Below are 23754 nucleotides of genomic sequence, written 5' to 3' on the forward strand. Positions count from 1 at the left end.
TAATTATTCTATTACAGCTGCTGCTTCTAAATTAGCTTTATTATAATCATCAACAATCTGCACTAGATACTTACCATATTCTGATTTCATTAAAGGCTCTGCTAATTTTAAAAGTTGCTCTCTGTTTATAAAACCGGTTTTATAAGCTATCTCTTCTATACAAGCTACATATAAACCTTGCCTAGTTTGTATTGCTTCAACAAAGTTCGCTGCATCTAGAAGCCCTCTATGAGTTCCTGTATCAAGCCATGCCATTCCTCTACCAAATAGCTCAACTTTTAGTTTACCTAGCCTTAAATATTCATTATTTACAGCTGTTATTTCTATTTCGCCTCTAGCTGAAGGTTTAACATTTTTCGCTATTTCTATTACATTGTTATCATAGAAATAAAGACCAGGAACTGCATAATTAGATTTAGGTTTTAAAGGTTTTTCCTCTATAGATACTACATTATTATTCTCATCAAATTCAACAACACCAAATTCAGTCGGATTGCTTACATGGTACCCAAAAATAGTAGCTCCTTCTCTTTCTGATGCTCTTTTTAATCTTTGGGTAAAACCATAACCATGGAAAATATTATCTCCGAGTACTAAAGCTACCTTATCGCTGCCTATAAAGTCTTCTCCAATTATAAATGCATCTGCCAGTCCTCTTGGTTCTTCTTGAACAGCATACTGTAATTTAAGTCCTATATCACTCCCATCACCTAGTAACTCTTCAAATGTAACTACATCTCTAGGAGTTGAAATAATTAATATTTCCTTTATACCTGCAAGCATTAATACTGATAACGGATAATATATCATTGGCTTATCATATATTGGAAGTATTTGTTTTGATACTGCTTTTGTTACTGGGTAAAGCCTTGTGCCCGAACCTCCAGCTAAAATAATCCCTTTCATGATTTGCCTCCTTAGAAATTAGCTTTTCCATATTATTCATTAAAATCTAACTTTTTATTAATATTTTTAATTTATACCACTTAGGTTCTACGTTTTTACCAAAAATTAAATCCTCGATAATGAAGCCGCAGCTTCTAAATTAGATTCATTACTGGCCCTATTATAATTTAAAATAATGTCACAAATTCTATCAACATCTTCTAAAGCCAAATCAGCATAAAGAGGCAACGTAAGTACACGTTCCGCTATATATTTTGCAATAGGTGTTTTTTCTACATCAAATCTACCTTTATAACACTCAAAACTACTAGTGAGTGGGTAGAAATATTTACGAGCAAAGATATTTTCAGCCTTTAGTTTCTCTGATATCTCATCACGGTTTAGCTTATATCCATCAAATACTACTGGAAAGTAAGCATAGTTGCTATTCACTCCCGTTTGAGGCCTAACTAACTTAATACCTTTAATACTCCCTAATCTTTCAACGTATCTTTCTACTACAGCTTTTCGTTTTTCTATCTCTCCATCAATATGACGAAGATTACAAATACCCATTGCAGCTTGAAATTCATTCATTTTAGCATTTCCACCAACATATTCAACAGACTCTGGACCTGTAATCCCAAAATTCTTTATGTCATATAATATTTCAGCCAATTTTTCACCTTTATAAACTACCGCTCCACCTTCAATAGTATTAAATACCTTTGTAGCATGGAAACTGAACATAGAAGCATCTCCAAAGTTTGCAATACTTACACCATCTACTGTCACACCAAAAGCATGAGCTGCATCATAAATAATCTTTAAGTCATACTTCCTTGCTATTCTTTCAATTTCTTTAACATTGCAGATGTTTCCATATACATGAACAGGGACAATAGCACATGTTTTATCTGTTATCAAACTTTCTAACTTATCCACATCTATTGTATAATCATCAGAATTTATATCACAAAACACTGGTTCTAAACCATTCCTTACTATTGCATGGGTTGTAGATGCAAATGTGAACGGAGTTGTGATAACTTCTCCAGTAAGATTAAGTGCGGCTATTGTGCACTCTAATGCAAGGTGACCATTAGTAAAAAGCGTAATATTCGGTATATTTAAATACTTCAATAATGTAGCTTCAAATTGTTTATGTTTTGCACCCATGTTAGTTAGCCAATGACTTTCCCATAGGTCTTTAATTTCTTCTGTATATTCCTCAAAGTCTGGCATTGAGGATCGGGTTACTTGAATTGGTTTATTCATTTCAGACCTCCTTAAAATATTTTATAGGTTTTGCTGGACCACCAACTGCTGTGCAATTTGAAGGAAGATCTTTAACAACCACCGCGCCGGCTCCAACTATTGTATTGCATCCAATTTGTGTATGCTGAATTATTTGGGATCCCGTTCCTATTTCCGAGCAATTTCCTATTTGTACATACCCCGAAACATTAACACTAGGGTTTAATGTAACAAACTTATTCAAAACAGCATCATGACCTACTGTACAATTTAAATTGACTATTAAAAAATCACCTAGCCTTATGTTTACTGTTAAAGTTGAACCACCACAGATTATACACCCTTGCCCAAAACTAACTAATCTAGATACTCTTGCATCTTTTGAAATAATATTAGGGAATTTTAAATTTTTATTATTCTGTAATTTTTTAATTACACTTTGTCTATCCTTAGAATTACCTATGCAACAAACGACAGATAGCTCCTTGCCATATTCAATAAGCCAATCTGTATTTCCTACTATAGGAAAACCATTTACAACCTTCCCCTTAAAATTTGGAGTATCATCTACAAATCCTAATATATTCCATGTTTCAATATCAGAATTATTTTCTTCGAGTAGCCACATAACCTCACGACCAAATCCACCTGCTCCAAAAATAACTATGTCTTTTTTTACCATTATAATCATCTCCTAATGCAACTACATAATATTGTTACTAATCAATCGATATTAAGAATTAAGCTACTATTAACTTTTTTATTTGAATAGTTTCGGATTAGCATATACTTGCTTTTACAAGTCTAAAACATTTTCGCTTTATTACTTTCTAATCGAATGATTACATCCAATAGGACTTGGGATTAGATTGATATATTTACTTTACAACTTTTCAGTACACTTAATATAAAACTTACTAATCCCATTTAAATCTCTATAGGAGTAAACACTATTCAACTTTGCCCATGACATTTGCATTTCTCCCCTTTAAATCTCTTATTGTATTAATGAGATATTGTAAACATTCCAGCTTAAATATCCTTGCCATTCCTACATATATAACGCCTCCGACACATACCTGACTTGTTAAAGTCAACCCTGCTGTCATATGAATCCATTTAAAATTATATACCACTACACCCATTACTAAAGATAATAATAATGATGGCATAATGTCTTTCCACTGCTCTTTATAGCTATAATTAAGCAACTTTAAATTTGGATAAGCGTTTATAAACGTAGAAATTATTCCAGTAACAAACATCCCTATAGCTATTGCATACACACCATGAAAAATAGTCACTCCCAAAATAGCAACACCCGCTATTTTTTTTATAATTTCTAATTTCAAGAAAATATCGCTACGTCCTAAAGCATTAATTGCCTGTAAGTTTGCCGTATGTATAGGATATAAAGCATAAGATGCACAAGCAATTTGCAAAAAAGGAACGCAAGGTAGCCATTTAGCTGTTAGTAACATTTTAACTAAAGGTTCCGCAATAACAGCTAGTCCTACCATCATTGGGAATAGTATAAACGAACTTGTAATAATTGAGCGTCTCACCATATCTTTAACTCTTTTACTATTATCTTGCTCTAAGGCTAAAGCCGGAAGCATTACTGATTGTATTGAACCATCAATATTTGTCACAACAATCTGAGGAAACTGATCCCCTCTATTAAAAAATCCTAACATAGTTGGATTATACATTTTCCCAATAATAAGACTGCATAAATTCATATAAAGGGTATCAATTAACGATGAAACTAACAGTTTCCAACCAAATGAAAATAAACCTTTAACTCTTTCGAAAGAAAACATTAATTTAGGTCTCCATTTTACTGTAAACCAAAGAATTACAGTGATCATAAATTGATTTGTTAACTGTTGGGCTACTAGCGCCCATACACCATACCCTTTATATGCCAATGTTACACCAATCGTTCCGGACACTAATATTGCACCCAAACTACTAAAAAAAAGTTTCTTGAATTGCATCTTTTTAGCTATGACTGCATTCTGTATTGAATTAAACGCTCCAAAAAACAACGTAATTGATAATACTCTAATTACCTGAACAAGCTGTGGCACATAATAAAAAGCAGCTATATACGGTGCTGCAAAGAAAAGAAGTACATATAGTAAACTAGCAACAAATAAGCTTAAATAGAATACCGATGAAAAGTCAACTTCATTTGCATCTTTCTTTTGAATAAGTGCTGTATTAAAACCACTCTGAACAAATACATTCGCTATAGTAATAAATATTGCTATAAGTGCTATTATGCCGTAATCATTAGGTACAAGAAGACGTGCTAGTACTATTTGTAATATAAACTGTATTCCTTGAGTTCCTCCACGCTCCATTAGTTTCCACAATAGTCCTATAAGTATATTATTCTTTAAATTTTTACTTTTCTCGCTCATAACATCAATCACATCTCTCAAAATTCTGGTGATATTTTATGTACTTTAAAGATTTGTACCACATCTTTTTAATAGATTCTTCGTCTAAAACTGTTTCCGAAAACTTCTTTCCACATAATGGGTTTTCAATTGGTTTACAAAACTCATCAAAACTGCAATGCTTTATTTCACTAATACCACACACTTCAATATTTTCCAAATCTAAACCTTGATATAAAATACCCCTATCACTTAAATACAGTTTTTTCCCAAAATAAAGTAACAAATAAATATTAGCCAATGCAGTCTGATGCTTAACATCGAAAACAGCTATATCCATCTCACTAACAAATTTTATATAGTCGCAGTACCCCAATTTAGTTCTCATAATATTAACCTTATTCCCGAAATTTTCTTTTGCATACTTTTCTAATCCATCCATATATAAATCATCACCATATATAAATGGGATATAAATTTTTATATTTTCATTTTTAAATTTTAATAAGCTATCCAAAACACTTTTATGATTCAAAAAAGGGAACCCAGAATGCCCAATCATAATGTTAATACTCTTTTTCACTCCTTTAACATATGGATTTGAATATTTTTTTACTTCATTCATCGTATATCCTAAAGGATATGGCATACGATATATATATGGTAAATCACCAAATAATTTTTTAACTTCAAGACTATCATATTTATAGCCAATACCTATTCCAATAAAATCTCTAACTTTTTTTTTCATAATATGTAAATTTAATTTCTTGTCCAAATATTTAAATATATTTTTATCTTGATTTAAATAAGGAACTCTGTTGTACAAATCATGTCCCCATACACACCAAACTATTTTATGGCATAAACCTTTATTTAAGAATATAAGCCGAAATGTACGTAGGTAAAATGAATGTATAAACACTATATCATATTCTTTATACATCGATTTTAAATCGGTAAGTCCTCTTTTTAAAATATTAGAATTATATTTCACATTATTACGCTCTTGAAAATGGGTATATGGTTCTTTGCAAGCGAAAATAAAATAATTGCTTATGTTTAAGTCTTTTTTAAAACTTTGAAAAAGTTCAAGTATATTACTATTATGTATAGTAGATTCATGTGCCATTATGTGTAAATATTTCATAATTAATCTCCTCGATTAAAATTGATTGTATAAGCAATCTTTATTTTATTTGTAGAATTATTCCTTTATGAGTGTATTTCTTACCTGAAGATTCTCTCAGAATTTTCATTGGAATACCTTGAAAATTACAAGATATATAAACACAAATTCATTACACTTACCGTGAGTTTACCCCTAATAACTATTTTAATGTGACTTTATCTACTTAAGCTCTGTTCCTCACTTAAAAAAACATTTTCTCCATGCCACGAAAATGGCAAAAGTTGACCCAACATTCACAACAGCATTTACTAGAAAAACTTTTTGAATAGCTGAATTTAAGATTTATCATATCATAATCAAACCGTTTTTATCTATCATCATTCTATAAAAAAGATATAGTCTAAATTTAAAATATTTATTTTCGCTTTTTTTATTTTTTAAAAATAAGATCTTTGACTTTGGTAATCTAGCGATATATGAATCAATGTTTTATTTCTTTAAGGTATCCTTTTATTTTTCAATATATATTCTAACTCCAAATAACTCCTACATAAATTTTTCATAGGTGATTTTACTGTCCTATTATACTTATTTTCCGCCTATTTCAAATATTTTTTTTGTAATTCTTTCCGATACACTTTCCCACGAATATTTATTTATATATTCTTCTCTTCTTTTAATTACGTTGCTTTTTATATTGTCATTGTTAAGCAACTCATACATTCTTGATGCTAAAATTTCTTTATCGTCATCCTCAATTAAATACCCTGTTTCTCCATTCTGAATAAACTCCTTCATTTCAAAGCAATTTCTCCCTATGCAAGGTAACCCATATACTAAAGCCTCTATAAATACCAATCCATAAGCCTCAAACCTTGACGGCATGCAAAATATATCACACTTATTAAAGTAATCACTTAATTGATTTGGTGATAAATCCCCCAAAATAATAACATTCTTCTCTGCATTTATTAAATTAGGATCAACACCAGCAATATATAGCTCTGCATTTGTTAAATACTTTTCCTTTAAGATATGGAAAGCTTCAATAACCAAATCGCCCCCCTTTCGATAAAAATCCCTTCCAACAAATAAAATTTTATTATTTGTTTTCACCTCGGGATGTATTCTGTCTATATCGAGATTAATGCCCCCACCAACCGAACAAACTTTTTCTTTAGGTAACCCACTATAATTTATAAGATTTTCTTCTAACCATTTTCCCATTGTAAATACACACTTCGCATTATTTAGCATGGCATTCTGTATGACCCCCCTCTTTATCAAATCCTTAGTTGGCACATTATCAAAATTAACATGACCAAATAATCGTGGTTTATTTTCCCTTAAATATATAAGTGCATCTACCGATATATCCATGTAATAATATGCATTATTACATATACCAAAATCACCAACTATAAGTTTATGATCAGATTTGTCTCCCCTAAGTAAAGAGTTTAATTTCTTTTGCTTGCAAATTATAGTAAGTTTTCTAAACGGATTATTTGTTTTAATTTTACCATCAATAATTCTAATATTGCAGACAGTTAATAAAATCATTTGCCACTTTTTGAAAGTCATATCGCATTCTGTAACCTCATTATTCTTGCTTATAGCCTTGAAAAGTGAATATGTTGTACCTGACCATGTTTTTTGATTATTATTATTCCACTCGCAAACATATGTTATCCTCATAACTTTTTCAACCTCCTACCATGTTTGATATAATTAATTAATCTTATTAAAGCGCATTTAGACAATAACCATGAATATTATTAAAAATAAATAGTTTTGCGAAAAAATTCTCCCGTTATTTCACCACTATGTTCTTTTTACATTATTCTATATATAATATTTACTCCTTAATAACATTAACAGATAAGGTGTTATTCTTTTTAACTAAGTCCTCACCAACTATTAAAGCATTCGCCATTAAAAATGAAAATATTATTCTAAAATCTCCCGACACAACATTAAACATTAACACTATTATAAAATATATAAATAAAACGGCACTCATTTCAACTGATTCCCTATAACCTATAATTGCCCTTATAGGTTTAATGAAAGGCATCATAATCAATATAAATCCTATTGATCCCCAATTAACCCATACATCTAAAAAATAGTTATGTACTGCAATATTGCTTTGGAAAGGAATTCGTAAAATTTCATATGAATACCTTGCGAAATTTACTGGTCCTACTCCAAATATTAAATTTGTCTTAATAATTTCTATTGCTGCATTTAATAAGTTAGTCCGTTCTATATTTGAAGCTGTAACCTGCGATAACTCTCGTGACATAACATTCACAAATAATAACAATAGTATAAATATTGCAACATATTTGAAGCAAGTAATTATTAATTTATACTTTCTTTCTATATTCTTATTATTATTACCTACATAAAGTATATAAATATAAACAACACAACTTGTAACTATAGACGTTCTACTCATACAATATATAGATACTAGCAATCCAATTATTAACAGAATTTTGTAATGTGATTTAATTTTTTTTATCTGCATTAAAAGCAATAGTGGAAGCAAAAAATTTGCAACATGTAAAGTGCTAGTACTAAACATACTAAGCAACCAATATTTATTGTTCATATTGATCAAAAAAGCTTTTACTAAAAAATCTGATATCGCAAATCCTATTAAAAACACATAAAATTTTTGTCTGTTATCTTTTAATTTCAAATAAGAAAAAACTGTTAAAATAAATATACACATATACTTTGCTGCGCTTTTAAATATATCACCATAATAAATAATATCCACATAATAAAATAAGAATGTATATATAATAAACATAACCATAATTATAGAATACATTCCTAATGCTTTCGTTATCACAACTTTTTTCGTTATCATTTTATATATACCATATAAAATAAAAGCAATTTCACCTAAAGTAATATAACTGATATTTATTTGATTTAATAGTCCTATAACAATTCCTAGAATCACTTCATCACCTCATTTTTCTTATTGATCAATTGTCTACAAATAGATTTTAATGGTGCCAAAATAATAGTCTCAATTAAAGAATAGCCCATAAAAACGAACAAAATAACTTTATTAATATTATTTACCTTATTATATGCAGACTGATAGTAAAACTTAGACTTCAGATGAATTAAATGTGTCTTTATAACACTCAAACTTTTTTTTATTGAGACTGAATGCAAATGGCAATATGAATTATATGTTAATATCCCTTCTAAGTATCCATGTTTCATTATCTTAGAAGCTAATATATTTTCTTCATAAAATAAAAAAGTATTTTCATCGAACCCTCCAACTAGTTCAAATACTTCACTCTTTATTCCAAAGAAAGAACCTGGAACCACTTGTACATCCATGATTTTTCTAGTTTTATCAACTTTAAATACTTTTAATTTCCTTTTAATAGCTCTAAACAAATAAATGCAATCAAATATATCCTCTAGAAAACTTGGGATATTCCAAAATGAAACTTTATTAGGATTACCACTTCCATCTAACATAATTCCAGAAAGAACTGCATATTTTTCATTTCTTATAAATGCAATTTTAATGTCTTCAATTAAACTATTTTCAAAACTAACATCTGGATTTGCTATGAATATCAGATCTAAAGAAAACTTTTTTATAAGATATTTAAAACCATAGTTATTGCCATATGCGTAACCACCATTTTTATTAGTTTTAATAACTTCACACTTAACATCATTAATCTTACTCAATTTTTCATAAGATTCATCAGTAGAATTATTATCCACTACAAGAATTCTATTAATACTTTGATATTTCTTTATTTTATTTACCAATTTCATTACTGAATTACTATCATTATAATTTAATATTATAATTCCCACCTTTAGTATAACGATCACTCCAAACGTCAAAATAAACTACTGTCTAATAATATAGTTTTGATACTATCTATCCTTTAGGTTTCATATGATATAACCATTTTAAATTAAAAGTATAAATGTACATTGCATATAAAATCCTTAAAAAATTGATAACACTTTATAAATTATATAATCTCTATCTAATAATCATAATATATTAATACTAAAATTTGTTTATCCTCTTTGTTATTAAATTAATGCCAACATTTTTTTATAATTGCAACATTTGCTATTGTTGCTACTCCCGAGCTTGTTTCAGGAGATGCAAGATGCAACAAATTCATCTATGCTCACTTAAAGCTTTTCTAACACTTTTACAGCTCAAATGCACGATTATAATTAAGTGTGGTCATCGTAATATCACATTTTCTTGATTGCATTGGTATAAAATTCTTCCAACCATTTTGAATTTTCCTTAATGTCATATCCTGAATCTAAAATTTGCTTGCAAGTATTTCCCCTGTTACCTTTCTTATTTTCAATAATAAGCTTAGCCCAATAACTTGCCGATTTTTCCAAAGGTACAAACCTTAATAAATCCGTTATTTTCACATCTTTAGGAACAACTTTATCACTTGTATAACACTTTAGACCTGCTGCTTGAGCTTCAATCAAAACATTACCAAATCCCTCAAATAATGAAGGTAAAATAAAAGAATCCATACATTGCATATAGTCATATATATTTGGTACTGAGCCAGTAAAAATAACATCATCTTCAAGTTTTAATAATTTAATTCTATCTTTAATTTGTTTTTCCAAGACTCCTTCACCGATTAAAATGAGCTTAGAATTTTCATTCTTATTTTTGATATCATTAAAAATTTCAATTAAGAACAACTGATTTTTTTCTTTACTAAAACGTCCAACATGACCAATAACGAATTGATTCTCTAATCCTAACTTCTGCCTCATATACAAGGATTTATCGAAAGAGAACGTAAATTTCTCAGAATCTATAGCATTTCTCATATGTACAAATTCCGAATGATACTTTTTTCCAAATAGCCAATCACCTGAATTATTGCTACACACAAATCTGTAATTTATATATGGTTCCATCATGATTTTAAAGTATGACCTCACTATTAATTTCAAGTCAAAAGTATTTGGTCTACTGTGTGCATGACAAATTCTCACTGGTATACCTTGTCTTTTCGCTTCTCTTAGTGCGAAATATCCTAATTCTGACATATGTGAATGAATAATCTTATACTCCGAATGCTTAATGAAAAACTCTCGAATCATTTTTTTGTATTTAATAAAATTTTGAGGATAAATGGGACACATATGATATATTTTACCACCCATAGCCAAGATTTCATCATCATAATCACCCTTATCCGTGCGATGAGTCAAAAAATCGAACTGCACTTTCGTTTTATCTATTTCTCTGTAATAGTTCATTATTAAGGTTTCTGTACCACCTCTATTCATAACAGTAACCATGTTTAATATCCTAATTGGCCAATTCACATATACCTACCTACTTTCAATAACCTTATTCATACACAGTACCAAAAAATATACACCTAAAGCATTCCCTCTTTTAGCGCATCCGTAATATAGCTTCCATGGTATTGCAAAATATTTCAAGTTCAATGTTTTAACAGAGTTCATATATCTTTCGCTAGTTATAATTTTTCTAATTTCTCTAATCTTCTCTATTGATTTTTTATTAGATGAGGCTACATTTAATCCTAATTTCAAAATACTCAACGATATTCTATTATCTAATGCCTGATTATATTCTTTACCGTATTTCTTATTAATAATATACTGATCCATAATATTGAATAAGTTGTCCCATTGTTCATATAACTTTTTATTATATTGGGTAGTAACTGACTCATTATTATTTTTTTTATAATGATACATATATTTAGGTAAATAAACTGCCTTTTTTACATGCTCGAAATAATATAAGTTAAAAAGACCATCTTCATACGATCCTATACTAGTAATATCATAAAATTTAAGACTGTTCTCTCTAATTATATCCATCTTATAAATTTTACCCCATATTGTGCATAATGCATCTGCATTTTCAGGTTCTGATAATTCTTCTCCTATCAATCCTATAAATCTTCTATGTAATTTACCTCTTACTTCTTTATAATTGAATAACAATTTAGTATCTACTCTATATATTTCTTTTGGCAAGGATTTATTTGGATATTCTCTTATATATGACCACATTACTACATCTGCATTTTCTTCCAAAATTGCTTTTAATGCAACTTCACACATCTGCAGATCTATCCAGTCATCACTATCAACAAATATCAAATAATCACCTTTTGCAACTGATAATCCCTCATTCCTAGCAATGGAAACCCCTTCATTTTTTTTATCAATTATTTTTATTCTTTTGTCATAACTATGAAACTCCTTTAAAATTTCTAAGCTATTATCAACTGACCCATCGTTTATACAAATTATTTCAATATTCCTATATGTCTGATTGATAATTGTATTTAAACATTTTGATAAATACTCTGATGCGTTGTATACAGGTACGATAATCGTAATTAATGAATTATCCATCACTTATTCCTCCATAGATTCTAATCATCTGGCTTTTAACATTATCATAAGAAAAGTATGTAATGTTTTTTGTATTATATTTTTTCATATCATTACAAATTTCTTTATCGGTATATAATTTATTTATTGCACTTGCAAACCCTTCAACATCATCTGGTTCAACCAAATACCCACCTTCACCATCTTCAATTAAATCTGTATTCCCTCTTATTTTAGAACACACAACCGGCAATCCAGCCGCCATAGCTTCCATTAAGGCTACAGGTAGACCTTCCTGATATGAAGGAAACACAAAACAATCCGCCACATATAGTAATTCCTTCACATCACTTCTATAGCCAGCAATTACTACTCTATCTTCTAAATGTAATTGCTTAGTTAAATTCTTCAAATATTCCTCAAACTCTCCAAGTCCACAAATTAATAACTTCACATTTTTGTCTTGAATACCAGCAATTGCTTTAATTATTACTTCTTGATTCTTTCTCTTCGATAACTGCCCAACACTAATTAATACAAAATCGTCATCTAAAAATCCAAACTCTGCTCTTTTTGCTTTTTTATCAACCTTCAGATTTTTAATTTCTTCTGTATGCATTCCTATTCCTGGTACATATTTTACCTTTTTAGATCTAAATCCTTTTGCTCTTATAAAATCTTCTTCATTAATTGTAATTAAGCAATCTGTATATTTAGCACAGAACTTTTCGATAGGATAAAAAATAATCCAACTCTTAATCGATGCTCCTTTAAAAAAATGAAACCCGTGAGCTGTATAGATAACTTTAGTTCCCTGTTTTCTCTCACCCCTGCAAGCCAATCGTGCAATAACACCCCCGATTGGTGAATGACAGTGAACTATCTGATAGTTGTTATCTTGGCATAATTTCTTCATTAACTTATAAGACTCTATAATATCCTTGACAGCAGTTATACTTCTTGGCACAGGGAGTTGGAATGTCTTAACTCCACTATGTTCCAATTCTTTACGAAATTCATCTACTCGCTCTTGACTTGTTATGCTTCCATATTCAAAATTACAAGCTACATATACTTCAAATCCCATATTTTGAAGTATTTTTACGTTATCCATATTAAATAAATCAATCATTGAAGCAACCGATGCCATCATTAATGCCTTTTTCATTTACTCACCTCTTCAAAATGAATATTTCTTATTCCTATCTTTCTGTCACCCTAATTGATTCTCTCAAGTCCCCAACCCTATATTCTTCTCCATACTCACTCATACTTTTCTCATAAACCAAATTTCCAAATGCCTTATTAACCACACCTACAAAATTACCCATAACCCTCAAAGCAGGATTAAATACCTTTGTAAGTTTTATCTTCTTTCCATGAGCTTCGGCTATCAATTTAACCATATTTGCTGTATTAACATATTCACTATTCTGTGGAAAGAATATCCCATTTTCTTCATTTTCAATCACAAGTCTAATAAATTCACAAAGATTATCTATATGTAACATACTTCTTTCATTGTCCACATCTGGAAACAACGGTAGTTTCTGAGCCATCTTCGCTAGTTTTGGATAATTCCCCTTTGATCCTTTCCCATAAATCATAGGTGGTCTTAATACAACGACTTTAAATTTACCATCGCCCAAAAGCATAATTCCTTCTTCTGCCTGTAGCTTACTGTTTCCGTAAAAATTAGTAGGCTGAGGTACTGCTCTTCTACTTATAACTCTTTTGTGATTTATACTACTACTGTCACCATAAACTATTATGCTACTCATAAATACAAATTGTTTAACACCATCTGTCTTTGCTTTTTTAGCAGTTTCTATAGTAAGGTCTCGGTTAATTTTATAATATAATGTCTCCATCTTTGGATCTGTTGAGACATGAGCTATCCCAGCCACGTGAAACACCACACCATACTTTGAAAAGTCTCTATTCTTCCATTCATTATCTTTCATATCTAAAGTATCTATAGAATATTTATCTAAGTATTTCCCTAGCCATTTCTCAAGGCTTGTACCTATGTAACTATTTGCTCCTGTTATAAGTATTTTCTTCATTTTAATATCGTCTCCTTCATCTCAGAAGCCCCTTTATGTATTAACTCTCCAATGCCAAACTATACACTTTCTCCATCAGCTAACACATATTTGTCTTTTAAAACCGTCCCACTCTTAACAACTGCTCCAGCACCAATATAAGATAATCCCCCAATCTTGCACGTACTCCTCACAACAGCCCCACTACACACATGAACTCCATCGTAAACTTCGCAATCATGATCAACGGAGCTGTTAATATTAATAATACATCCCATACCTATCTTAGCTCCTGTATTAATAACAACCCCTGCGAGTATCACACTACCATATCCAACATTGCTATATTTACTCACCGATGCCTTAGGATGAATAATAACAGGAACTTTATATCCTACCTTTAATATTTCTTTGATTAATCCAAGTCTTTTCTCATTGTTACCAATACATACAATAGCGTACTCATATTTCTTAGAATTTCTTTTATAATCATCCATCTTACCAATAATCCTATGATCCAAAACCATTTCTACATCAGTTCTATCATCTAAAAATCTTATATTGTCCCATCTGCCCTCAAGTTCTGCAGTCTCTAGCACCACTCTGCCATGTCCACCAGCACCTATTATTAACAAATCACTCATTTTATATCACCTCATATTTAGACTGATAAATCTTCATGACTGCTAACTTTGCTTCTTTCTTGGCTTATTTCTTCATCCCTTGCCTTGATTATTGAACCTTCAAGAATTCCTTCTGCTCTTAGAACCTTAAACACAGTTCTAAATATTATCATTGCATCTAACTTAAGCGATTTATTATTTAGATAATACTTATCATGCCTTGTTTTCTCATGATCATCATTATTATCTCGGCCATTGATTTGAGCCCACCCAGTGATTCCTGGAAGTAGTGTATGAACTCCTACCTTTGTCCGTAACTCCTTAAGTTCATACTGATTATATAAAGCAGGTCTTGGTCCTACAAGCACCATATCGCCTTTAATAATATTAATTATTTGTGGAAGCTCATCCATACTTGTTTTACGTAGAATCTTCCCACTTGTCGTTACATAACTTTTTGAACTATCTAGTTTATCTGTTGCAACATTTGGAGTTCCAACCTTCATTGTCCTAAATTTATAGAATTTAAATAATTCATTATTTTTACCTATTCTCATCTGAGTAAAAAATACTGGACCTTTTGAATTCAACTTTATTATTACTCCTACGATAATAAATAATGGCGATAATAACACCAATAATATTAAACTTACTACAGCATTTAAAAATCTCTCCATAATACCGCCCCCCTAAATTATTTTATTCTACAATATTAGTACACAACTACGAAGTATACACCTACAGCTACATAGTAGCCGACTACAGCTGTGAAGCAGATGCCTAGGGCTACGAAGTAGACACCTACGGCTACATAGTAGCCGACTCTGGCTGCGACGTAGACACCTCTGCCAAAGTTCTATTGTATGTTGGAACTATTTCTCCTATTTTATCAATTAAAAGTTGCACATCATCTTTTTCAATAATCACTGCGAGCTCTAGCATCTTCTCTTTCATTACACTCAAGTCAGTAAATGTTGGTTTTCCTATAAATATCTTTTCATGTTTAGTATTTGTAAGTCCTTCTTCACTCATTAAAAGTTCTTCATAAAGTTTTTCTCCTGGGCGAAGTCCTGTGATTTCTATTTTAATATCTTTATCCGGAGTGAATCCTGAAAGTTTTATTAAATCCCATGCTAAATCATATATTTTAACAGGCTTTCCCATATCAAGCACGAATATTTCTCCACCTTGTGCATATGCACCAGATTGAAGCACTAATTGTGCAGCTTCGGGTATTGTCATAAAAAATCTTGTTATATATTTATTAGTGAGTGTAACTGGTCCACCATGTTCTATTTGTTTTTTAAATAGTGGGATAACTGACCCATTACTTCCTAGAACATTTCCAAATCTTACTGCTACAAAATGTGTTTTACTTATTTTGTCCATTGATTGTATAATCATTTCACACATTCTTTTAGTTGCACCCATAACATTTGTTGGGTTTACCGCTTTGTCTGTAGATATCATAACGAATCTTTCTACATTAAACTTATGAGCACATTCAGCTACATTGTATGTTCCAAACACGTTGTTTTTTATAGCCTCCATTGGGCTATTTTCCATTAGTGGAACATGTTTATGCGCCGCGGCATGGAAAACTATATCTGGTGAATACTTTTTAAAAACATCTTCTAGCCTTTTCTTGTCTCTAACTGATCCTATAAGCACCAATAAATCTAATTTTGGATACTTATACTCAAGTTCCATTTGTAAATCATAAGCATTGTTTTCATATATATCAAAAACAATTAATTGTTTTGGATTAAACTTTATAATTTGACGACAAAGTTCTGAACCAATTGAACCACCGCCACCTGTTACCAGAATGGTTTTATTAGTTATATAACTTGTTATGCCTTGCATATCAAGTTTCACTGCTTTACGTCCTAATAAATCCTCAATCTCTACTTTCCGAATTTGATTTAATGAAACTTTACCATTTATTATTTCATACATACCTGGGATAATTTCTATTTTACAATTCGTTTTCTTACATATTTCCAGTATTTCTTCTTTATCTTCATCATCTATTGTTGGAATAGCTATAAGAATAGTTTCAATATTTTTTTCTATTACTATTTTAGGAATATCTTTCCGATTTCCAAGTACCTTTACTCCAGCAATAGTATTTCCTTTTTTGTAAACTTCATCATCAATTACAGCTATTGGCATGTATTTACTCTGACTACTACTTTTCATTTCTTTTATAACCATAGCTGCAGCCGACCCTGCACCAATTATCATTACTCTTGATTGAACAATTTTACTGGCATTACAATTTACAATACTTTCAAATCTACCGTAAACTCTAAATGACATCCTAAGACCTACTATAAAAATAATACTAAAAGCACAAGCTATTATACTTACTCCATAGGCGAATGGATGTCCAATAATTCTAACAAAAGCAATCATCACAATATTAGAAGTAAGGCATGCACCAATCACAAGCATAAATTCATCAATACTTGCATATCTCCAAAGACTTTCGTAAAGCTTAAAAATATAAAAACAAGTTATGTAAATAACTGTTACAGTTAATGCTATTTCTTTGTAACTACTTGAATAAAATCTGAAATTTTTATAATTATATATAAAAAAGAAAGCTAATATATATGCTAAATTTATTAAAACTGCATCGCTTAGCATCAATATTGGTTTTTTCCATTTTCCTAAAACCTTCATAGAATCCCTCACTTTATCAAATTATAGATAATATTAAATTTCTTATTATTTTGCTATTTTTCTGATTTTTTCACCTTTAACAGTTTCACCATACTTATACTCATAGTTATAATAACCTTTCTTTTTAAGATCCACTTTATTAAGTACTATACCCAATATTTTAGCGTTTACCTTTTCAAGTAGTCCCTTGGCTTTTACAGCTGCATCACGTTCCGCTTCCTTTGAAGATACAACTAAAAGGCATCCATCTGTATACTGAGCTAGAATTTGTGCATCTGTAACTAGTATTATTGGAGGAGTATCTAAAATTATATAATCATATGTTTTCTTTAACTCCTCGATGAAATTTTTCATTTTAGCCGAACCTAAAAGTTCCGCTGGGTTTGGAGGTCTTGTACCTGAAGTTAAAACATGCAAATTTTTCTGCACCGTTTCATGAATACCTATATTCATGTTTATTTCACCACCATCATCATCACTTACGAGCATGTTAGATAAACCCTTTTCGTTAGAAAATCCAAAAACCTTATGTACCTGTGGTTTTCTTTGATCGCAATCTATTAATAAAGTCTTATTGCCACCTTGTGCCATAACCATAGCCAAATTTGAAGAAGTTGTAGTTTTCCCTTCTCCTGGTCCTGAACTAGTTAGAAGTAATGTTTTAATTTTTTTATCAAAAGATGAAAATTGAATATTAGTCCTAAGAGTTCTATATGACTCTGACATTGGTGAGTTAGGTTCCTTAAATGTTATTAAATCTAATTCTTTCATTTGATTCACTGCCTTTACTAATTATTTTTAACGTTTGAATATCTGGAATATATTTTTCTTTTTCTTTATTTTCTCCATATTTGCTTCTATATCCTTATCTATGAGCATTAGTTCTAAATTACTAGATACCTTTTTCTCTATATCCCTATCTAACAATGTCGCTTCTCTAAATCCATCCATAAGGCCAGGGCATCTTCTATTTATAGAATGTGCATCTGACGCAATGAAATTTACCAAACCCTCTTTGACAAGTAACTTGGCACATTTTTGAACTTGTTTTCCAAATACTCCTTGCAAACTTCCGGCATTAATCTGGAACAAACATCCCTCGGTTATAAAATCGTTTATATTAGGAAGCGATTCTATTATGTATTCATATCTTTCTGGGTGTGCGATTATAGGTTTAATACCTAGAACCCTTAGCTCATAAATTAAATCTAGAGAATCATTTGGTAATTTATCCATTGGAAATTCGATAAGCATATAACTCGTTCCATTTATCCCTCTAATTTTTTTCTCTTTACACAAATTTAGTGCGTACTTATCCAGCATAACTTCTTGTCCTAGTAGCACTTCTATCTTTAATCCTGCATTTTTAGAGGCAAGCTTCACTTCTTGATGCAAAGCAAAAATTTTATCATAATGATTTTCGTATCTACCCCTTATATAATGAGGAGTGGCTACAATAGTTTTTGTTCCTTTTTCTTCTGCCATTTTCAGCATTTTAATACTCATTTCCATATTTTTTGAGCCATCGTCGATTCCTGGAAGTATATGACTATGTATATCAATCATCCTATCTCCTTCTTACTTTTTATCTTCTATTATTCTAGGTATTACTCCAAGGACCGGTAAACCTAAGTATTTTTCTACATCACTTTCGGTTTTTATAGTATTATCCATGTATTCAAGTAGAAACACAACTCCAAGTGAAATCATTAATCCTAAAAGAAGGCCAATAGCCAAGTTTAATTTCTTATTAGGGCTAATAGGGTTTAAAGGAATAACAGCCTTATCCATTACTTGGATATCTCCACCTGTAGGATAAACCTTTTTTGTAGATTCTACAAAGGAAGTTGAAATAGCATTTACAACCTTAAACACCTCTTGTGGGTCTTTACCCTTAGCTGTAATCATTAAAATTTGAGTTCCTGTTTTTGGAGTAACAGTAACCCCAGCTTTAATCTGATCTATTGTTAAATTACCCTTTAATTCATCAAGGGCACCTCGAGCTACTAAATCAGACTTAGCAATTTCACTATATGTTATAAGTAGATTTTGATACATAGTTACATCACTATTTAATTGTGCGGATTGATTTGTGGTAGCCTGTGGCTTACCAACTATTATACTTGTGCTTGCCTCATAGGTTGGTTTTATAACAAAAAAGCTTAATATACCTGCGATTATTACAGTTGCGAGAGTTATAGTACCTATTAACCATAATCTTTCTTTTATTATTGTAAGATAATCTTCAATGCTAATATTCATTTCTTCATTCATTTATAGTTCCCCCTAGTAAAAATTCATATGTCCATATTATATCATTATTTACTTGTGAGGTAAATAATACCTTTCTATAAAGTAACGTAATTCTATATTTCTTTGCCTTTTACACTTATATAACGTTTATTACTACAATATAGTTGCACTTTCGATAATCTTTTATAATTATATTTCCTTAATGATTTTAGTTAACATAATGACTAACATTGAGGTATAATATATTAAGGCAAAACTAGGAGAATGTACTAAAGGTTATATATTCTAAAAAAGGAAATTCATCATTAATGTTGAATTTTATATTAAGGTTTAATAAAAAAATCACTACATCTAAGGGGGATTCAAATTGCGTAAAAAAATTATTACATCATTATTTATATTAGTGTTTCTAATAGTGCAAATTATAGCACCAACTAATATTGCCCATGCAGCTATTACCCAAACTCTTACACTCGGTAGCACGGTTACTAATGATATTGTCTCATCTAATGACCAGGATATATATAAGGTCGTACTTCCCACAGCTGGTAAACTCAATATCAAAATGATTTCATCAAATAATAAAATAAATTTAAATTTAAAAGATGATAGTGGTAATCAAGTATTATCTTATTATCCAAGTTTGGGAAATGGTAATTCATCTACAACATGGTCCTTACCTATTGATTTAAAGGCAGGTACTTATTATTTTACTGTTATAAAATATGTTTCAGACACTGTAAACTATAGTATTGGGGTTAATTTTACAGGGGTTACTACCGACAATGTAGAACCTAACAATGGTCCACTAACTGCGCAACCATTAACTTTAAATGCAGATCCACTCATAGGATTTATAGCAGCCAATGATGACCAGGATACGTATAAATTTACACTCCCAATCTCTGGAAGAATTGATGTCAAAATGATTTCATCAATATATGGAGTAAATTTAAATTTAAATGATAATGATGGCAAGCAAATATTTTCTAATTACGTAGGTTCGGGATCTGAACAATCACCAAAGACATGGACACAACTTATTGATTTGAATGCAGGCACTTATTATTTAAGTGTTTTAAAACAAGGTACTAGTCTATTAAACAATAATTCAAATACAGGTAAATATAATATTCGCGTTAATTATACCCCTGTATATAGCGATGATGTAGAACCTAACAATGGCACCTTAACTGCTCAACCATTAAATTTAAATTCTAATCCAATCATTGGATTTATAGCATGTAATGATGACCAAAATACCTACAAAATAACGCTTCCAATAGACGGTAAAATCAATTTAAAAATGATTTCCTCAATTTATGAAGTAAATGCAAATTTAGCAGATAGTGATGGCAATCAAATATTCTCGTCACGCGTTCGTTATGGATCGGATGCAACTCCTAAAACATGGTCGCAATCTGTTTACTTAAAATCAGGCACTTATTATTTTAGTGCTCTAAAACAAGCTTTAGGCCTTTTAAACAATAATTTAAACACCGGAAAATATACTGTTGCAGTTACAGCAGATGGACAACCAGCGCAATCATCAATACCAGTTTCCACACTGCCTGTTAGTTCAGATGCAATCACAATTTCAAACAATCCAGTAGGAACCTTAGATGTTGTAACTTTAAAAAATTATCTATTCACAGATGGTGACAAGATAACTATATATTCAGATGCTTTTTCTCAAAAGACAATAGGATCAGGAACTATAAATTCAAACCAATATAGATCTACAATAACTACCACTGAGCCATTATCACAAGCGGGTGGTTATATATATGTAACAGTAACAAGCTTATACAAAACTGAAAGTTCAAGATTAGGCATTCAGTATAATAAAAAATCAGCTTATACTTCGACTGATTTAAATAGCATGCCTGCCGGAACTGTTTTAATAGGAACTAAATCTTATACCCTTGAATATGCTAACAATTCAGCTAACAGCTTAGAAATTAGTAATGCAATAGTTAATGGTGGTTCGATTTATGTTAAAAATTTCTCAGGAAATTGGATAGATAATCTTACAGGTAAAACTGTAGACCCAAGTAATATGTAGTTACCCCAGGGGTTTAAAAAACGACTAGACTGATTTATATCAGTCTAGTCGTTTTTTTCATGTACCACAGGGGTTTAGTTAGCAGTAATAACAATCGTTTTTGTTGATGCATTCCCAGATGCATCAGTAAGTGTTGTATTTAATGAAATACTATTGCCTAATAGACCAAGGTAACCTTTTAAAGTTCCTACAGGTATACCAGCTGCACTGGCATATGACCCAAGTAACTCAGATACAGGAATAGTAACATCACCAGCATCATTTATTGTAAAAGTTTTAGTCCTTCCCAAACAAGTAATTTTTGCAGTGGCTTTCTCACTAGTGTTAAGTTTTAAATCAGTAAACATATCAGTAGCTTTTGAAGCAGCTAAACTCACTTTAAAATTACCGCTAGCGTCTTTAGTAGCTAAAACTAGTTGTCCAATAGTTAAAGATACTGAATTAAGAATTGGAGCAGTTACATCTACACTTGGTGTAGTTGGTGTAGTCACATTTGCAACTTTAATAAGATTTAATCGTGCTAATAAATCTGATTTTATTTTACTTGCCGTAGTATCCGCAAGTAATGCATTAACAGAAATCTTTGCAGTGTCTACATCTGTTTGTATTTTACTAATTTCAGCTTTAATTACAGCCTGCGTAGCTGCTAAAATTTGACCAGCAGAGTTTATTGTAGTTGTAATTTTTGCGTCTAAATCTGCAGCATCAAAACTAATTTTTTGCGTAGCATTTTTATAAATTACAGCTGGTATAGAAGTTATTGCCGCAGCTAATCCATTAATATTGTTTATCCATTTTCCATTAAAATCTTTAACATAAACCATTCCACCATCAACTATTGCACTATTGATTTCTTTTAAATTTGCTGGATCATTAGCATAACTTAAATCAAATGCCTTTGTTCCTATTACAACCGTGCCACTCCCCATTGCACCAAACGCTGAGATAGTAGTAGTTGACGCTATCATAACAGAAGCAAGGAATGAACCTATAATTTTCTTATTCATGTATTTATACCCCCATTTTCAATTTTATTAATATATTACTATAATTCTATAATGAATTCTTTATTCCTCTTTATTTCGATAAATATTTTATACTTGTTACCTCTGGGGTTAATTATTTTTTACCTAACAACATAGGTAAGCGATTGCTGCACACCAGCTAACCCTTCTTTATCACTGCAATTTATTCTTACCATATGCCCACCTAATGTTTCTGTATTTAATAAAATGTAACACTGAATGCTAGAATTGCCCACTTCTACCCCATCCAAAGATACTCTTACATTTGTTGTTGCTTTATCTTCATCTACCGCTTCTATTAACACGTATATACGATCACCTTGTTTAAACGTTAACCCAGATATTAACCCAGTTATCTTAACACTAGGCGGATTATTCACAACTATTGTCTTCTTCTTATATCTCAGCATAACAGTTTGATCAAGGCTCGTAAATTTACCATTAAAGGTAGTGTCTGCCAAAACAAAATCATACCCTTCAATTACACTTATGTAACCTACACACTCGCTACCAACCTTACCTTTTCTAGAAACTGAATCCATTAATTGTAAACCAGTATCAACATCTACTGCCTTAAATATTATGTTTCCCTCTGTACTTTGCGAAGGCTGCGTCTCAACATCAACACCATTAAAGGTTTTAACTTCTAATTTATTTATCATACTAACCTCGACTACCTTTCCCGACGAATTGTTTAACCACTCACTGCCCGTAGTTTTTATATATATATCACCTGCATTTTCTGTGACAGCCTTTGTTATTTCAACTTCTTTCTTTTGGTCGTTAGCATAGTCTAATGTATAAAGTTTATTCCCTATCATAATAGAAAAATCGGGCACTGAATATTTATCCAGTTCAACTGCACTTGCAGAAATACTTAACATGACAAACATTAGAATTAAGACTAAAATTCCTTTGAGTTTATTCAATTTATAACC

General features: G+C 30.7%; 21 protein-coding genes. 1 reads left to right on the plus strand and 20 read right to left on the minus strand.

Translation table 11 applies throughout. The features are described from left to right. Window positions 1-3 precede the first annotated feature (3 nt). From rfbA to A7L45_RS19050, 18 genes are all read right to left on the minus strand, one after another. Window positions 4-906 (minus strand): glucose-1-phosphate thymidylyltransferase RfbA, encoded by a 903-nt coding sequence (gene rfbA, locus A7L45_RS18965; RefSeq protein WP_071614232.1) that lies wholly within the window; start codon window positions 904-906, stop codon window positions 4-6. Window positions 907-1011: 105 nt separating this feature from the next. Further along, entirely contained in the window at window positions 1012-2163 is a 1152-nt protein-coding gene (locus A7L45_RS18970) for a DegT/DnrJ/EryC1/StrS family aminotransferase (protein WP_071614233.1), read from the minus strand. A gap of 1 nt (window position 2164) precedes the next feature. Beyond that, window positions 2165-2824, minus strand: coding sequence for an acetyltransferase (locus A7L45_RS18975; RefSeq protein WP_084647520.1), 660 nt, complete (start codon window positions 2822-2824; stop codon window positions 2165-2167). Between the two features lie 268 nt (window positions 2825-3092). Further along, window positions 3093-4583 (minus strand): lipopolysaccharide biosynthesis protein, encoded by a 1491-nt coding sequence (locus tag A7L45_RS18980; protein ID WP_479415229.1) that lies wholly within the window; start codon window positions 4581-4583, stop codon window positions 3093-3095. Further along, complete coding sequence (locus A7L45_RS18985) at window positions 4576-5700, minus strand: TDP-N-acetylfucosamine:lipid II N-acetylfucosaminyltransferase family protein (protein WP_071614236.1); 1125 nt, start codon at window positions 5698-5700, stop codon at window positions 4576-4578. The genes A7L45_RS18980 and A7L45_RS18985 overlap by 8 nt, the downstream gene beginning before the upstream one ends. Before the next feature lie 570 nt (window positions 5701-6270). Further along, a complete protein-coding gene (locus A7L45_RS18990) occupies window positions 6271-7380 on the minus strand; it encodes a glycosyltransferase family 4 protein (RefSeq protein ID WP_084647521.1) in 1110 nt (369 codons plus the stop codon). 160 nt (window positions 7381-7540) lie between these two features. Then, window positions 7541-8566, minus strand: a complete 1026-nt coding sequence (locus tag A7L45_RS18995) for an O-antigen ligase family protein (RefSeq protein WP_207647746.1) — start codon at window positions 8564-8566, stop codon at window positions 7541-7543. A gap of 92 nt (window positions 8567-8658) precedes the next feature. Further along, window positions 8659-9510 carry a glycosyltransferase gene (locus tag A7L45_RS19000; protein ID WP_207647747.1) on the minus strand — a complete coding sequence of 284 codons (852 nt, stop codon included), beginning with the start codon at window positions 9508-9510 and terminating at the stop codon, window positions 8659-8661. Between the two features lie 441 nt (window positions 9511-9951). Continuing rightward, the gene (locus A7L45_RS19005) at window positions 9952-11067 is read right to left on the minus strand and encodes a glycosyltransferase family 1 protein (RefSeq protein ID WP_152025087.1); all 1116 of its coding nucleotides are present in this window, start codon (window positions 11065-11067) and stop codon (window positions 9952-9954) included. Between the two features lie 6 nt (window positions 11068-11073). Then, window positions 11074-12138 (minus strand): glycosyltransferase family 2 protein, encoded by a 1065-nt coding sequence (locus tag A7L45_RS19010; protein ID WP_071614240.1) that lies wholly within the window; start codon window positions 12136-12138, stop codon window positions 11074-11076. Beyond that, window positions 12131-13285 carry a glycosyltransferase family 4 protein gene (locus A7L45_RS19015; RefSeq protein ID WP_071614241.1) on the minus strand — a complete coding sequence of 385 codons (1155 nt, stop codon included), beginning with the start codon at window positions 13283-13285 and terminating at the stop codon, window positions 12131-12133. Before A7L45_RS19015 ends, A7L45_RS19010 begins: the two co-directional genes overlap by 8 nt. A gap of 34 nt (window positions 13286-13319) precedes the next feature. Beyond that, complete coding sequence (locus A7L45_RS19020; RefSeq protein ID WP_071614242.1) at window positions 13320-14183, minus strand: NAD-dependent epimerase/dehydratase family protein; 864 nt, start codon at window positions 14181-14183, stop codon at window positions 13320-13322. A gap of 59 nt (window positions 14184-14242) precedes the next feature. Beyond that, window positions 14243-14806, minus strand: a complete 564-nt coding sequence (locus tag A7L45_RS19025; protein WP_071614243.1) for an acetyltransferase — start codon at window positions 14804-14806, stop codon at window positions 14243-14245. Window positions 14807-14823: 17 nt separating this feature from the next. Then, window positions 14824-15462 (minus strand): sugar transferase, encoded by a 639-nt coding sequence (locus A7L45_RS19030; protein WP_071614244.1) that lies wholly within the window; start codon window positions 15460-15462, stop codon window positions 14824-14826. 130 nt (window positions 15463-15592) lie between these two features. Next, window positions 15593-17473, minus strand: a complete 1881-nt coding sequence (locus tag A7L45_RS19035) for a polysaccharide biosynthesis protein (RefSeq protein ID WP_071614245.1) — start codon at window positions 17471-17473, stop codon at window positions 15593-15595. 45 nt (window positions 17474-17518) lie between these two features. Next, window positions 17519-18244 carry a CpsD/CapB family tyrosine-protein kinase gene (locus A7L45_RS19040; protein ID WP_071614246.1) on the minus strand — a complete coding sequence of 242 codons (726 nt, stop codon included), beginning with the start codon at window positions 18242-18244 and terminating at the stop codon, window positions 17519-17521. A 27-nt stretch (window positions 18245-18271) separates the two neighbouring features. Then, entirely contained in the window at window positions 18272-19039 is a 768-nt protein-coding gene (locus tag A7L45_RS19045) for a tyrosine-protein phosphatase (protein WP_071614247.1), read from the minus strand. Window positions 19040-19051: 12 nt separating this feature from the next. Next, window positions 19052-19747 (minus strand): YveK family protein, encoded by a 696-nt coding sequence (locus tag A7L45_RS19050; RefSeq protein ID WP_071614248.1) that lies wholly within the window; start codon window positions 19745-19747, stop codon window positions 19052-19054. Between the two features lie 346 nt (window positions 19748-20093). On the opposite strand from A7L45_RS19050, the gene A7L45_RS19055 reads away from it, so the two are divergent. Continuing rightward, complete coding sequence (locus A7L45_RS19055; RefSeq protein ID WP_071614249.1) at window positions 20094-21791, plus strand: PPC domain-containing protein; 1698 nt, start codon at window positions 20094-20096, stop codon at window positions 21789-21791. Window positions 21792-21865: 74 nt separating this feature from the next. Here the strand turns inward: A7L45_RS19055 and A7L45_RS19060 are convergent, their stop codons facing one another. Further along, on the minus strand, window positions 21866-22798 hold the full coding sequence (locus A7L45_RS19060; protein WP_071614250.1) for a hypothetical protein: 933 nt from the start codon (window positions 22796-22798) through the stop codon (window positions 21866-21868). A gap of 119 nt (window positions 22799-22917) precedes the next feature. Continuing rightward, window positions 22918-23745 (minus strand): MucBP domain-containing protein, encoded by an 828-nt coding sequence (locus A7L45_RS19065; protein ID WP_071614251.1) that lies wholly within the window; start codon window positions 23743-23745, stop codon window positions 22918-22920. Window positions 23746-23754 lie beyond the last annotated feature (9 nt).

This window comes from Clostridium estertheticum subsp. estertheticum (assembly GCF_001877035.1).
Classification (GTDB): Bacteria; Bacillota; Clostridia; order Clostridiales; family Clostridiaceae; genus Clostridium_AD; species Clostridium_AD estertheticum.